The sequence below is a fragment of the Salegentibacter haimaensis genome (genome assembly GCF_054121495.1).
The window spans coordinates 47,463-60,804 of sequence record NZ_JBSYGH010000008.1 but is presented as its reverse complement, the minus strand read 5'-3'; the positions used below and the strand labels follow the sequence as shown (position 1 = coordinate 60,804).

Below are 13,342 nucleotides of genomic sequence, written 5' to 3'. Positions count from 1 at the left end.
GCCCAACTTAGAATATGATTTAAAAAATTTCAATAAAAAAGCCTGTTTTTTAAAAAAATTAAAATAAATGAAATAATTAGCTACGGATCCTTTTATTAAACCTATCTTTGACGAAATTTAAAATACATTATAATGAACAGAGGAACAGTTAAGTTTTTTAACGACTCAAAAGGTTTCGGTTTTATTACCGAAGAAGAAACAGGAAAAGAATACTTTGTACACGCAAACGGTTTGGTAGATGATATCAGAGAGAACGACGAAGTAAGCTTCGACCTTGAAGAAGGAAGAAAAGGATTAAATGCCGTAAACGTACAACAAGCATAAGCAAGTTATATTTACAGTTTTATAAAACTTTTAAGCTCCACAGCAATGTGGGGCTTTTTTTATGCTTTATTTATAATTTGAGTTTTGGAATAAACCCGCCCCAATCCTTATTTTTAGCGACTTCAGGAATTCTTTAAAGAATAGACTTGTCGAAATCCTTAAAAATAATATTTATTTTTCTGGCCATTTTTTTCCAGTGGCCCTCCAACTCCTATGCCTTAGCTATGAAGCAAAAAGATAGTCTTAAATTCAATAACAAAATAGTTCCCGACGAAATTTGGCGGGAAGCCTATATCGCCCTGTCTCACTTCCCCGAATTAAAAGACACCCCTATTGAATTCAAATTCAAGAAAAACATCAAGAAATCTTTTATGCAGGCGCAACCCAAGATTTCTGGCTTGCTGAAAAACAAAAAAAACAGGTCTTATTTCATCATGATAAGCGAGAAAATCACCATCGAAGACCAGGTTTTTGAAGTAAAGAAAGTCCCTTCAGACGTTCTTATTGGCTGGATTGGTCACGAATTGGGTCATATTATGGATTACAGGGAACGCAGCGGATTTAATATGCTGTGGTTTGGAGTGAAATATCTTACCTCAAAAAATTATATTCAGGAAGCCGAACGCGCTGCCGACACCTATGCCGTTAATCACGGCCTTGGAGAGTATATCATCGCAACCAAAGACTTTATATTAAATCACGCGCACCTCTCCTCCACCTACAAGGCACGAATAAAGAGTTTGTATTTGTCACAGGAAGAAATAATGATGTTAATTGATGAACTAGACGATTAAGCCTGTTCCTTTACAAATTTCTCCCATTCGGCAAATTTTTCTTCATTCATCACCTTTTCCATTTTAACCTGCCCGCCTTTTTTCTTGTTGGCGGCATTCCATTCGTGAAACATATTTGGGTCTACCTTGCTCACTTTTACTCCTTTTAAGGCTTTTGAACGGGCTACCCGGTAATTTTTATTCGCATCTTTTAGGGATTCATCAAGGGCCTCTGCCAATTCTTCTTCAGAATTTGAAGCATCGGTGCCAAGGTACCAGTGATGATGAAATTCATCGTTAATTCGCACTGCAGCAATAGTAAATTCGGGTATTTTGATGTCGAATTTTTCTTCCAGTTCCTTTACAGCTTCATTCATCTTATTTACCGACAATTGTGAACCGACCACATTAAGGAAAAATTTAGTTCTTCCGGTAATTCGAATCTCTTTACGCTCAACATCGGTGAATTTAATCGTGTCGCCAATTAAATAGCGCCAGGCACCACTTACAGTTGAGATTAAAAGCACATAATCTACATCCTGCTTTACTTCAGAAATTGGAATTACCGGGGCATCTTCCACGATTGAGCCATCCTGGTTGATATATTCAGCTTTAAACGGAACAAATTCAAAGTAAATTCCATTATCCAGAATCAGTTTCATCGCGTTGGTGTCGGGTCGCTGCTGAATGGCCAGGAATCCTTCGGAAGCCAGGTAGGTATCTATCACCGTAATGGGACGCGCCAGCAAGGCATTAAAGCTCTTTTCATAAGGTTCGAAAGCCACCCCGCCTGAAGCATATACCTGCAAGTTAGGCCAGATTTCGTGTATGTTATCTACCTTATGATACTCTATAACCTTCTGCATCATGAGTTCCAGCCAGGAGGGAATTCCGCTAAGGGCACCGATATCCCAATTTTTGGCATTTTCGGCAATGCGTTGAACTCGTTCATCCCATTCTTCAATTTTTGATATTTCTTCCCCGGGTTTGTAGTACCCCCTGAACCAAAACGGAATATTACTCGCACTTATCCCGCTAATCTCCCCTTCCTGGTGATCGCCTTCCTGATGCAAATCGGTAGAGCTGCCCAGCATCATGATCTCTTTTTCAAAGAAATCGGCCGGAAGATCGAAATTGCTCAGGGCACTCACCTGTTTTATCCCAGATTTGCGAATGGCTTCAACCATTTCATCGGTAACCGGAATTCGCTTACTGCTTTTCCCGGTGGTACCCGAACTCAAGGCAAAATAAGGGGGGCGCCCGGACCAGGTGATATCGCTTTCTCCTTCGTGTACTCTATGCCACCATTCTTTTTCAAGTTTATGATAATCGAAATAGGGTACTTTTTCAGCAAAACTTTTCTCCACATCATCGGCCTCCAGTATGGCTTCAAAATTATAATGCTTTCCAAAAGCAGTGTCTTTTGCTTTCTTCAAAAGTGAGATTAAAACCTGTTTTTGAGCATCTTTGGCTTCAGGATCTGAAGTAAGAGCACCGCCAAGGTCGATAAGGCTTTTTATAAGAGAACCTACTATGGGCATAGATTTAATTATTGATGGTTAGAATTAAAACCTGAAGATAGTCAATCCCAATCGCCAGAGATAATTGCTGCCGGGGATTATAAAATTTTTAACTAGCCCCAAAAGACAAGTTTTACTATTCCCAAAATTTCCTTAAAAAGCCTGCCATAAATTAATTGGGAATATATTTGTATTTTCCTACAAAATTAAACCCCATGTCACAAACTACCCCAAGCGCTACCACGGCTCGTTATCCTCTCGTTTCTTACCAGGAAGCCCAGCCCGAAGTAAAAGCTATCTACGATGATGCTATGCAAACCTTACAGCTTCCTTTCGTTCTTAACTGGTTTAAATGCCAGGGAAGCAATCCCACACTATTAAAAGGAAACTGGAGCAAGCTAAAACATACCCTTATGGAAGGCGATGTGCCAAATGTTTTAAAACAGCTTATAATTTACAATGTTTCCACTCAACGCGGTTGTGAATATTGCGCCCACGCCCACGGAATCTTTGCCGATAGTATGAGCTCCATGATTTCTGAAGAAGAAGGCTTCAAGGCTACCGAGCATATCGATTCTCCCTCGATGCCCGAAAGTTACAGGACAGCCCTGAAAATTGTAACCAAAGCAGCTCTAAATCATAAAAATATTAGCGATGAAGATTTTAAAGAGCTGGAAGATTCAGGCTTTACCAATGCTGAAATCCAGGAGCTAATGGCCCAGGCCGACCTGGTTAATATGCTCAACACCATCGCCGATGTCTCTGGGATAAAGATAGACAACGAGCTTATGGAAACGCCTGAATAAATGCAGGGCACTGCCAATCAAACCTATAGAATCACTTACGAAACCTATTCTAAATTTGCCAACAAATTAAATCGTTGTTCAAGTTTAGACGAGGTGGCTGCTGTTATGCAGCAATATTTAAAATATCTGCTGAATTTCCAGGTTTTACGCCTTGCAATTTGGCAGAATGAAACCTACCTGGTTTTTACAGCCTATCAGAATAAATTGGACTATTTCTCAATCCCTGCCGGGGAGTTATTCTCTTCGGAAAAAGATATCCTGGAAAAGCAAATTCCGGTAAAAACTTCAAAAATACCGCAGGAATTTTCAGAATATATTGATCTGAACCAGGCTAAAAATGCTGAATTATGGGCCTGGTTTTTCAGGAAAAAAGAAACCCATATTCTAACCAGTTTAGTTGCCGATGATCGCAAAAGTTTCAAAGCAGGAGATGTAGAAATCTTAAAACTTATCGTAGATTCGATCGAGACCAAAGCCAAAGAACTTTTCCTGAAAGAGGAACTTCATCATAAAAACCAGTCTTTGCTACAGGCACTTGATGTGATTCAAAATCAAAACAGGGAAATTAAAAACATCGTTGAAAATCAGCAGCAAATCATCGAAAAACGCACCAGGGAAGTCGTGGAAAAAAATGAAAAACTATTGCATATTTCGGCCTTAAATGCACATAATTTACGTGAACCTTTGTCGCGAATTCAGGGAATTATGCAGCTCATAGAAATTGTAGATGATAAAACTTGTAGGGAAGAATTAGTTCCTATGCTAAAAACTTCGGCTTCAGATATGGATGCTGTTTTAAAAGAAGTTATCGAAATGGCTTCTACCGAGTTGCTGGCGCTTAAAGCAAATGAGCTATGAGTAGAATCATTCTAATAGACGACCAGCCCATTGCGAATTTCATTACGCGAAAACTGCTAGAAATTGAAGGTTTTGATGACCGGGTTGAAGATTATACCGATGCCCGGCGGGCTCTGGAAAGTTTAAATTCAGAAGAGTTTAGTCTTATTTTCCTCGACCTTAATATGCCCGAAATGAACGGCTGGGAATTCCTGGATGCGTTAGAGCAGCATAGCCATAATGCAGAAGTTATCGTACTTACCTCAAGTACCAGCCAGGTCGACAAACAAAAAGCAAAAACCTACCCTGCGGTGATAGATTTCATCGAAAAACCGCTGAATAAGGCCAGGCTGGCCTCTCTTTCAGCCCTGCAAAATTTATAAGAATTTGAATCAGGAATTTCAGCAGAAAATATTGATCGAACTGGCTCACGCAAAAATGCCCTTCGGAAAATATAAAGATTATTACCTTAGTGATATCCCCGAATATTATATGGTGTGGTACCGGCAAAAAGGCTTCCCTGCAGGTAAGCTGGGAGACCAAATGCAACAGGTTTACGAATTAAAAGTAAACGGCCTGGAGCCTATGCTTAGAAAGCTAAGAAAGCTGTATCCCAAAGGCTGAAATATTCGATTCGAATTTCAGGCGGGTTTCTATTCTTCTTTGTATTTTAGCGCCCTGAATAAACAACGCAACAAATTCTTCTAAAATGGCCGAAACCAAGTACATTTTTGTCACCGGTGGCGTATCTTCTTCCCTTGGAAAGGGAATAATCGCCGCTTCGCTGGCAAAACTACTCCAAGCCCGCGGATTCAGGACAACTATTCAGAAATTAGATCCCTATATCAACGTAGATCCGGGTACCTTAAACCCTTACGAACATGGCGAGTGTTACGTAACCGAAGATGGGGCCGAAACCGATCTCGATTTAGGGCATTACGAACGTTTTTTGAATGTTAACACCTCCCAGGCCAACAACGTAACTACCGGAAGAATTTATCAAAGCGTTATCGAAAAGGAAAGACGCGGCGAATTTTTAGGAAAAACCGTACAGGTGGTGCCGCATATCACCAACGAGATTAAAGAAAGGATTCAAATTCTTGGCAAAAGCGGGGAATATGATATCATCATTACCGAAATTGGTGGTACTGTAGGTGATATTGAATCATTACCCTATATTGAAGCCGTTCGTCAATTAAAATGGGAACTGGGCGATAACAATGCCCTGGTGATTCACCTTACCCTGGTCCCTTATCTTGCAGCTGCAGGAGAGCTAAAAACCAAGCCTACCCAACACAGCGTAAAAACCCTGATGGAAAGCGGTATTAAAGCCGATATCCTGGTTTGCCGAACCGAGCACGAACTCTCAGACGATATTAGAAGAAAACTGGCTATATTTTGTAATGTGCGGCAGGAAGCGGTGATTCAAAGCATCGATGCCGATACGATTTATGATGTGCCCAATATGATGCTTAGGGAAGGCCTGGATGCTGTGACCCTGATAAAATTAAATTTACCCAACGACACCACGCCAAATTTAGATCACTGGAATCAATTTTTGCTTCGTCATAAAAATCCCAAAGCCGAGGTTAATATCGGTCTTATCGGGAAATATGTAGAATTGCAGGATTCTTACAAATCTATTCTTGAAGCCTTTATTCATGCAGGAGCCGCTAACGAGGTGAAAGTGAATATTGAAAGTATACATTCAGAATTTATCAATGAGAATACGATCAATCATAAAATTGCACATCTCGACGGAATTTTAGTTGCCCCCGGATTTGGGGAACGCGGAATAGAAGGAAAGATCGATGCAGTAAGGTTTGCCCGTGAAAAAAATATTCCGTTTTTAGGGATTTGCCTGGGAATGCAAATGGCTGTGATTGAATTTGCCCGCAATGTTCTTCAGCTTAAAGCTGCCAATTCTACCGAAATGGATGCAGGTACAAAATACCCGGTAATCGATATCATGGAAGAGCAAAAGGAAATCACCCACAAAGGTGGCACTATGCGTTTGGGATCCTGGGATTGCCATTTGGAAGAAGGAAGTCTAATTCATCAAATCTATGGTAAATCTGATATCAAAGAACGCCATAGACATCGCTACGAATATAACAACAAATACAAGGAACAGCTGGAAAAGGCCGGGATGATAAGTTCTGGAATTAACCCCGAAACCAAATTGGTAGAAGTTGTAGAATTAAAAGATCATCCCTGGTTTATCGGGGTGCAATACCATCCGGAATATAAAAGCACCGTGGCCAGCCCACATCCCCTGTTTGTAGCTTTTATAAAAGCCGCATACGATTATTCCAAAAAACCAAAGACTGCCAGCCTGGCACAAAAAAATTAATGGTCGGTTTTTTGACTAAAGCAAGATTAGAGTTTAAATAGTACAATGGAAGAAAAGAAATTTGACGTTCAATCCTTAATTGGATTTATACTTATTGGAGGAATTTTACTTTGGATGCTGTATAACAATACCCCATCTGAAGACGAAATCCAGGCAGAACAAAACAATACCGAACAGGTAGAAATCCCCGGAAATACCGATTCCAACACGCCCCCGCAAACTTCGGCTGAAGTAGACTCTACTGCCCTGGCAGCGGCGCAGCAGCAGCTGGGTGCCTTTGGTTATTCGGCAGGATTGGCTTCTGCAACAAATAATACCACGACCATTTCTAATGATGTACTGGAATTAAAAGTAGATAATAAGGGGGGCTACATTTCTGAAGCCCGAATGCTTAATTTCAAGACATTTGATAGCGTTCCTGTGTATCTTATCAAAGATGGAAACGCTTCCTTCAATATCAATTTCACCACTACCGATGGCAGAACGCTGGATACCGAAAATCTCTATTTTGAGCCGGAAGTAAGCCAAAATGGCGATAACCAGGTGCTTTCTATGAAACTTAAGGTTTCTGAAGATCAGTTTCTTGAATATCGTTATGTGCTGAAGCCGGGAGAATATATGCTCGATTTCAGTATACGTTCCCAGGGTCTTGCCAATGTGCTTAATGCCACCCGGGAGCCGGTGGTAGACTGGAAACTTAAAGGTTATCGTCACGCTAAAAGTATTTCATACGAAAATCGTTATACGGATCTTATATACGAATATGGCGGTGGTAAAGATGACAACTTAGGTCAAAGTGATTTTTCTGATGATGAAGAAGAAAACATCACCTACATTGCCTATAAACAACACTTCTTCACTTCAATTCTGTTAACCGATACCCCTTTTAAGCGAGGAAAATTTACTTCAGAAAACCTGGTGCAGGATGAAGATATAGATACGGTGTATACCAAGCGATTTACCTCTAGTTTTCCGCTGGAATTAAAAGGAGGCGAGTTGAACTATAATATGAACTGGTACTATGGGCCTTCAGATTATAAAATTCTAAATGACTATGACCGTAACCTGGATGAAATTATGCCACTGGGTTGGGGAATTTTTGGATGGATCAATAAATATGTATTCATCCCGTTTTTTAGCTTTTTAAGCGGTGTTCTTCCCAGCTACGGAATTGCGATTATCGTAATGACCATCGTAGTTCGAATTGTGCTTTCTCCGGTGACGTATAAGTCTTACCTCTCCCAGGCCAAAATGAAGGTATTAAGACCTGAAATTAACGAGCTTAACGAGAAGTACAAGGATAACCCTATGAAAAAGCAGCAGGAAACCATGAAGCTGTACAGCAAGGCAGGAGCCAGCCCTATGAGTGGTTGTTTACCGGCGTTGATGCAGATTCCTATTTTCTATGCGCTGTTCCAATTTTTCCCAAGTGCATTTCAGCTTAGACAAAAAAGTTTCCTTTGGGCCGATGATCTTTCGAGTTATGATACTATAGCCGAATTGCCTTTTAGAATTCCGTTTTATGGAGATCACGTGAGTTTATTCCCAATTTTGGCTTCTATCGCTATTTTCATTTATATGATGATGACGACAGGCCAAAGTATGCAACAGGCACAGCAACCCGGGATGCCAAATATGAAATTCATAATGTATCTCTCTCCCCTGCTTATGTTGTTCTTTTTTAACAATTACGCCAGCGGACTTTCACTGTATTACTTCACCTCAAACCTTATTACCATTGGGATTATGCTGGTGATTAAATATGTGATTATCGATGAAGATAAGATTCACGCCAAAATACAGGAGAATAAGAAAAAGCCTAAGAAGCAAAACAGGTTCACCCGTAAGATGCAGGAAATGATGGAGCAGGCTGAGCAGCAACAAAAACAGCAACAAAAGAAAAAGTAAGCCTCCAATAGGCAATTATACAAAACCCGGCTGAAGAGTTTCAGCCGGGTTTTTTTATGGTTTTAACTGAAGTAAATTAATGCTGAAGAAGTAATATCAGGGCCAACCAGCCAGCTTTGCATTCTTATCCAAAGACTGATATCTAAACCCCCAGGACTAAAAAAAGGCCCTAAGCGGGCCTTAATCAGTGTAAAAAATTATGAAAAACAAAGTCTATCTTTTTATGAAAATCTGGGTGAAATAATTGCGGCCCTCTTCGTCGATCTCTACGGCCACTCCAAAATGGGTATGAGCGCCTTCTATATTTTTTTTATGCCCTTCACTATTCATCCAGGCTTTCACAACAGCTTCGGCGGTGCGATACCCGTAGGCTACGTTTTCGCTCACTGCCTTCGCTCCCACTCCACTTACCAGGGCTGAATAGCGATTCCCAAAATTATCGTGATTAACGGTTTTATTTTCGGCCATATAGGCACTGTGCTCATAAGCTTCTACAGAAATTTCGGCCAAAGGTTTTAATTCTGTAAGGCCCTCTGAAACCCGGTGTGCATTTACTGCCGATAAGATTCCGGATTCAATTTCTGAATATTCGTAAGAAGAAGTCTCAACCGTATGGTCTATGCTTTTTAGCTCTTCGTCGATAGAATCGGCAGCACAGGAGCTCAGTAAAACTCCAAAAAACAGGGGTAAAATCAATCTAAATGTACCTTTTCTCATAAGCCAGATTTTAGCGAAACGAGATAAAAGTACATTTTTTATCGTCTAATTACACTGATAAACAGGTCATTCGTCGATTTTAAGATTTTTTTAACATAAAATGTAAGGCTAGTCCTACGTTATTGCCGAATGGCGTATTCCAGATGTAAGATTGTAAGAATTTTCGGAGGCACTAAATTATTTGAAGGAAAATACCTTCCCATCATCGGCCAACTGCACCTGGGGAAAGATTTCAGAAGCTTCTTCAGCAAATTTATCAATGCTGGAGTAGCGGGTAGAAAAATGGCCTAAGATTAATTCTTCTACGCCCGCAGCAAGTGCAATTTCTGCCGCCTGCTTTGCTGTGCTGTGTTTGGTGGGAAAGGCAAGCTCTTTATGTTCTTCCAGGAAAGTAGCTTCGTGGTATAATACACTTACTCCTTCTATCTGTGGTACTATGGCCGGGTCAAATACCGTATCACTGCAAAAAGCATAAGATTTTGGAGGCAGGGGATCGCTGGTAACCCACGAGTTAGGAATAAGTTCTCCGGTTTCAGAAATCACATCTTTTCCTTTTTTTAAACTTCGGTAGAGACTTATATCGATCTTATATTTGGCAACTTCAGAAATAATCAATTTCCGGTCTCCCGGCTTTTCCCGGAATAGAAATCCGTTGGTATAAACCCTGTGTTTTAGCGGAATACTTTCCACACTAAGCGACTCGTCCTCAAAAAGTATCTGCGGCTCCTTACTGCTTAATTCATGAAAATACAGCGGATAATTAGTCCAGGAGTTTGCGAGTTTTAATTGAAGTGTAATAATTTCTTTAATACCCTTTGGGCCATAGATATGCAGTTCGGTCTCCCGGTTTAAAAGCCTGAAGGTAGATACCAAACCCACCAGACCATAAAAATGATCTCCGTGAAGATGAGAAATAAAGATGTGCTTTATTTTTGAGAACTTAATTTTATTACGCCTAAGCTGCACCTGGGTGCCTTCACCGCAATCTATAAGAAATAAATGATTTCGCATCTGCAAAACCTGCGAAGTGGGATTCGTAAAAGAACGTGGAGTGGCTGCATAGCAACCCAAAATTGTAAGTTCCATTAAAATAGTATTCTTAAAATCCGAGATCCCGCTGAATATCATCCATCTGGATCATATCCTCTGCCTCCTGAAGGCTGGGCACCACAACAAGCTCTTCGGGTAATTCATCGATTTCCACACCCCGGCGCACAATCACAAATGACCTGCCTGCTTCTCTATACAGATTTGAAATCTCCATAAAGCCCAATAAATCCTCATTTTCCAACTGTCCGGCATCCTGCATATTGACTACGATATTTTGCTGCTTATATTTAGAATACGCCTGGGTTAAATGGGAAACAAACTGGGTTACCGACTCATTCCCCGGTTCAAAAAGGCTATAATTCTCTTTTTTTTCGATGTTCATAGCTGATGCTTTTTTAACTAATTACCCGATGATCGGGATTTTATGTTTTCAAACTTCACCCGAAGTTAAGGTATTATATTTAAATGCGGGTTGTGAGCTTAGACCTGGCTTATGGCTCAATCTATTGCTTAATTCGGGACGCCAGCAAATAAATTACTGCCATTCGTATAGCCACTCCATTTTGCACCTGGTCCAGGATAATTGCCTGTTTAGAATCGGCCACATCGCTGGTGATTTCAACTCCCCTGTTTATCGGGCCCGGGTGCATTACCACTATTTCCTTATCGAGATTGTCGAGTATTTTCTTATTTAAACCAAATTGTTTGGTGTACTCCCGGGTGCTGGGAAAATAGCTTATGTCCATACGTTCATTTTGAACTCTTAGCATATTGGCCACATCACACCAGTTTAAAGCCTTAATCAAATTGGGCTCCACCTCTACTCCAAGACTTTCAATATGTTTGGGAATTAGCGTTTTGGGGCCACACACCTTCACTTTCGCTCCAAGCTTCTGCAAAGCAAAAATATTTGAAAGGGCTACCCTGCTATGCAGGATATCCCCGACGATAACCACATTTTTACCGGCCACTTCGCCCAGTTTTTCTCTTATGGAATAGGTATCCAAAAGCGCCTGGGTGGGATGTTCGTGAGCGCCATCGCCCGCATTAATGATGCTTGCCTTTACGTGTTTTGAAAGAAAAATTCCAGCGCCGGGATTTGGGTGTCGCATCACCACCATATCTACTTTCATAGACAGGATGTTATTCACGGTATCGATAAGGGTTTCTCCCTTTTTTACTGAAGATGAAGCCGCCGAGAAATTAATCACATCGGCGCTAAGTCGTTTTTCTGCCAGTTCGAAAGAAAGTCGCGTTCGTGTAGAATTTTCAAAAAATAAATTAGCAATGGTGATATCTCTAAGGGAAGGGACTTTTTTAATAGGCCGGTTAATTACTTCCTTAAAATGATCGGCGGTTTTAAAAATAAGGTCAATATCTTCTGGCTTGAGATATTTTATACCTAATAAGTGGTCTACACTAAGTTCACTCATTATTTTTTGCTTTTTCTGTCTTTATTTTGAAACCAGGAAAACCACGTCTTCCCCTTCGTTTTCTTTCCAGCAAACTTTTACTTTTTCTTCATTAATCGCATCTACCTGCCGGCCATTATAATCTGGCTGAATGGGGAGGTGCCTGCTAAACCTGCGATCTATAAAGCTAAGCAATTCTATTTCCCTGGGCCTTCCAAATGATTGCACCGCGGTTAGCGCGGCTCTAATACTTCTTCCGGTATATAAAACATCGTCTATGAAAATCACCCGCTTATCTTCAACCACAAAATCAATATTGGTTTTATTAGCTTCCAGGGGCTTCTCACTTCTTCTAAAATCATCCCTGTAAAAGGTGATATCCAGCTTTCCATAGGGAATATTGCTTAAGCCATAATCCTGCTCTAAGATCTTCAGAATTCTATCGGCCAGGAAAACCCCTCTCGGCTGAATTCCTATGATCACAGAATCTTTAAAATTGGTATGGTTCTCTACGAGTTGACAGGCCAGGCGATGTAAAATGATCTCTATTTCTTTGCTGTGAAGCAAAACTTTCTGGCTCATAGGTTACAGGTAAGAAAAAGTTAGCTGCACAAAAGTAAGCTTTTTTATTTTTCTGAAAATGCTATCGCTTATTCAAACGGGAAAAATCTTTGGCTTTTTCGGCTTTCAATCTTTTATGAAGCCGCCTTAAAATCCTTATGATAATTTTAAAATCTTTTAGATTCTTATTGAGTAACTTCAGCAATAAAACCAAAAATTATGAGCTATTATTTCACCACCACGCTAAAAGATATTTCGTTTGACCAGGCCATCGAAAAAGTAACTGAAGAACTTAAAAAAGAAGGTTTTGGCGTACTTACTGAAATTGACGTCAAAGAAACCCTGAAGAAAAAAATCGATGTAGACTTTAGAAAATATAAAATTCTGGGAGCCTGCAATCCACATTTTGCCCATCAGGCTTTAAGCAAAGAGAAAAAGATAGGTGTTTTTCTTCCCTGCAATGTTGTGGTAGAGGAAAACGATAATAAGGAGATCGAAATCACCGCGGTAGATCCTATCGCATCGATGCAGGCGGCCGAAAATGATCAACTTGAGGGAATTGCTGAAGAGGTAAAGGAAAAACTTAAAAACGTGATTTCCAGACTCAACTAATTCTCTCCTTATATTTTAAAGGGCTTAACCCGTAATTTTAGGATTACAGGCTTAAGCTCTTTTTTTATTCACTCATTTAGAGTAAATTAACAGGTATATTCAATTGATGTCCTATGAGCGCACCAAAAAGTTACGATACCGCCAGTGAAGCCATAAACGACCTGATAAGACGTGGATACAATACCGACTTCAGAATACTAATTGAGGAAAATTGTATAATCTGTAATTCCAGTTCGCGCCAACTTGCTCCAGAAGAATTTGAAATCGATGAAATTTATCGATTTGAGGGACCCACAGACCCCGGTGATGAAATGATAGTTTTCGGAATTTCTTCCAGGGAAAACGACCTTAAAGGAGTTTTGGTCAATGCCTTCGGAATGTACTCTGACAGCAAAACTTCAAATATTACAGAACGATTATTCAAGCATCTTTAGAATTTAACTCACCGCTTTAAACAACTTTTAAATGT

16 protein-coding genes are annotated in these 13,342 nt (G+C 40.3%); 10 read left to right on the top strand and 6 right to left on the bottom strand.

The annotated features are described in order from the left end of the window. The first annotated feature begins 132 nt into the window (after positions 1–132). The gene (locus tag ACW6QP_RS09160; protein WP_457910571.1) at positions 133–324 is read left to right on the top strand and encodes a cold-shock protein; all 192 of its coding nucleotides are present in this window, start codon (positions 133–135) and stop codon (positions 322–324) included. A gap of 224 nt (positions 325–548) precedes the next feature. Further along, a complete protein-coding gene (locus tag ACW6QP_RS09155) occupies positions 549–1,118 on the top strand; it encodes a hypothetical protein (RefSeq protein WP_457910570.1) in 570 nt (189 codons plus the stop codon). Here ACW6QP_RS09155 and ACW6QP_RS09150 read toward each other — a convergent pair. Further along, on the bottom strand, positions 1,115–2,638 hold the full coding sequence (locus ACW6QP_RS09150; RefSeq protein WP_457910569.1) for a GH3 family domain-containing protein: 1,524 nt from the start codon (positions 2,636–2,638) through the stop codon (positions 1,115–1,117). The two genes, ACW6QP_RS09155 and ACW6QP_RS09150, sit on opposite strands and share 4 nt — an antisense overlap. A gap of 194 nt (positions 2,639–2,832) precedes the next feature. Between ACW6QP_RS09150 and ACW6QP_RS09145 the strand changes: the two genes are divergently transcribed. From ACW6QP_RS09145 to yidC, 6 genes are all read left to right on the top strand, one after another. Continuing rightward, entirely contained in the window at positions 2,833–3,423 is a 591-nt protein-coding gene (locus ACW6QP_RS09145) for a carboxymuconolactone decarboxylase family protein (protein WP_457910568.1), read from the top strand. Next, positions 3,424–4,281 carry a histidine kinase gene (locus ACW6QP_RS09140; protein WP_457910567.1) on the top strand — a complete coding sequence of 286 codons (858 nt, stop codon included), beginning with the start codon at positions 3,424–3,426 and terminating at the stop codon, positions 4,279–4,281. Then, positions 4,278–4,643: a response regulator gene (locus ACW6QP_RS09135; protein WP_457910566.1), complete on the top strand. Its 366-nt coding sequence runs from the start codon at positions 4,278–4,280 to the stop codon at positions 4,641–4,643. Before ACW6QP_RS09140 ends, ACW6QP_RS09135 begins: the two co-directional genes overlap by 4 nt. 4 nt (positions 4,644–4,647) lie before the next feature. Further along, on the top strand, positions 4,648–4,884 hold the full coding sequence (locus ACW6QP_RS09130; protein WP_457910565.1) for a DUF3820 family protein: 237 nt from the start codon (positions 4,648–4,650) through the stop codon (positions 4,882–4,884). 85 nt (positions 4,885–4,969) lie between these two features. After that, the gene (locus tag ACW6QP_RS09125; protein WP_457910564.1) at positions 4,970–6,613 is read left to right on the top strand and encodes a CTP synthase; all 1,644 of its coding nucleotides are present in this window, start codon (positions 4,970–4,972) and stop codon (positions 6,611–6,613) included. Between the two features lie 45 nt (positions 6,614–6,658). After that, positions 6,659–8,521: a membrane protein insertase YidC gene (yidC, locus tag ACW6QP_RS09120; protein ID WP_457910563.1), complete on the top strand. Its 1,863-nt coding sequence runs from the start codon at positions 6,659–6,661 to the stop codon at positions 8,519–8,521. A 213-nt stretch (positions 8,522–8,734) separates the two neighbouring features. Here the strand turns inward: yidC and ACW6QP_RS09115 are convergent, their stop codons facing one another. The 5 genes from ACW6QP_RS09115 to pyrR all read right to left on the bottom strand — a co-directional run bounded on the left by ACW6QP_RS09115 (position 8,735) and on the right by pyrR (position 12,282). After that, the gene (locus tag ACW6QP_RS09115) at positions 8,735–9,238 is read right to left on the bottom strand and encodes a CAP domain-containing protein (RefSeq protein ID WP_457910562.1); all 504 of its coding nucleotides are present in this window, start codon (positions 9,236–9,238) and stop codon (positions 8,735–8,737) included. 177 nt (positions 9,239–9,415) lie between these two features. Further along, a complete protein-coding gene (locus ACW6QP_RS09110; protein ID WP_457910561.1) occupies positions 9,416–10,324 on the bottom strand; it encodes a ribonuclease Z in 909 nt (302 codons plus the stop codon). A gap of 13 nt (positions 10,325–10,337) precedes the next feature. Continuing rightward, positions 10,338–10,670: a ribonuclease Z gene (locus ACW6QP_RS09105; protein ID WP_457910560.1), complete on the bottom strand. Its 333-nt coding sequence runs from the start codon at positions 10,668–10,670 to the stop codon at positions 10,338–10,340. 121 nt (positions 10,671–10,791) lie between these two features. Continuing rightward, positions 10,792–11,721 (bottom strand): aspartate carbamoyltransferase catalytic subunit, encoded by a 930-nt coding sequence (locus tag ACW6QP_RS09100; protein WP_457910559.1) that lies wholly within the window; start codon positions 11,719–11,721, stop codon positions 10,792–10,794. Positions 11,722–11,742: 21 nt separating this feature from the next. Then, complete coding sequence (gene pyrR, locus ACW6QP_RS09095) at positions 11,743–12,282, bottom strand: bifunctional pyr operon transcriptional regulator/uracil phosphoribosyltransferase PyrR (protein WP_457910558.1); 540 nt, start codon at positions 12,280–12,282, stop codon at positions 11,743–11,745. Between the two features lie 198 nt (positions 12,283–12,480). On the opposite strand from pyrR, the gene ACW6QP_RS09090 reads away from it, so the two are divergent. Both ACW6QP_RS09090 and ACW6QP_RS09085 read left to right on the top strand, forming a co-directional pair. Further along, the gene (locus ACW6QP_RS09090) at positions 12,481–12,873 is read left to right on the top strand and encodes a DUF302 domain-containing protein (RefSeq protein ID WP_457910557.1); all 393 of its coding nucleotides are present in this window, start codon (positions 12,481–12,483) and stop codon (positions 12,871–12,873) included. Between the two features lie 113 nt (positions 12,874–12,986). Continuing rightward, the gene (locus ACW6QP_RS09085) at positions 12,987–13,307 is read left to right on the top strand and encodes a phosphoribosylpyrophosphate synthetase (protein ID WP_457910556.1); all 321 of its coding nucleotides are present in this window, start codon (positions 12,987–12,989) and stop codon (positions 13,305–13,307) included. Positions 13,308–13,342 lie beyond the last annotated feature (35 nt).

Coding starts and splice junctions, on each gene's coding strand:
- ACW6QP_RS09150 (WP_457910569.1), bottom strand. CDS start 2,638: ATGCCCATAGTAGGTTCTCTTATAAAAAGCCTTATCGACCTTGGCGGT.
- ACW6QP_RS09085 (WP_457910556.1), top strand. CDS start 12,987: ATGAGCGCACCAAAAAGTTACGATACCGCCAGTGAAGCCATAAACGAC.
- ACW6QP_RS09090 (WP_457910557.1), top strand. CDS start 12,481: ATGAGCTATTATTTCACCACCACGCTAAAAGATATTTCGTTTGACCAG.
- ACW6QP_RS09140 (WP_457910567.1), top strand. CDS start 3,424: ATGCAGGGCACTGCCAATCAAACCTATAGAATCACTTACGAAACCTAT.
- ACW6QP_RS09125 (WP_457910564.1), top strand. CDS start 4,970: ATGGCCGAAACCAAGTACATTTTTGTCACCGGTGGCGTATCTTCTTCC.
- ACW6QP_RS09115 (WP_457910562.1), bottom strand. CDS start 9,238: ATGAGAAAAGGTACATTTAGATTGATTTTACCCCTGTTTTTTGGAGTT.
- pyrR (WP_457910558.1), bottom strand. CDS start 12,282: ATGAGCCAGAAAGTTTTGCTTCACAGCAAAGAAATAGAGATCATTTTA.
- ACW6QP_RS09155 (WP_457910570.1), top strand. CDS start 549: ATGAAGCAAAAAGATAGTCTTAAATTCAATAACAAAATAGTTCCCGAC.
- ACW6QP_RS09100 (WP_457910559.1), bottom strand. CDS start 11,721: ATGAGTGAACTTAGTGTAGACCACTTATTAGGTATAAAATATCTCAAG.
- ACW6QP_RS09135 (WP_457910566.1), top strand. CDS start 4,278: ATGAGTAGAATCATTCTAATAGACGACCAGCCCATTGCGAATTTCATT.
- yidC (WP_457910563.1), top strand. CDS start 6,659: ATGGAAGAAAAGAAATTTGACGTTCAATCCTTAATTGGATTTATACTT.
- ACW6QP_RS09160 (WP_457910571.1), top strand. CDS start 133: ATGAACAGAGGAACAGTTAAGTTTTTTAACGACTCAAAAGGTTTCGGT.
- ACW6QP_RS09105 (WP_457910560.1), bottom strand. CDS start 10,670: ATGAACATCGAAAAAAAAGAGAATTATAGCCTTTTTGAACCGGGGAAT.
- ACW6QP_RS09110 (WP_457910561.1), bottom strand. CDS start 10,324: ATGGAACTTACAATTTTGGGTTGCTATGCAGCCACTCCACGTTCTTTT.
- ACW6QP_RS09145 (WP_457910568.1), top strand. CDS start 2,833: ATGTCACAAACTACCCCAAGCGCTACCACGGCTCGTTATCCTCTCGTT.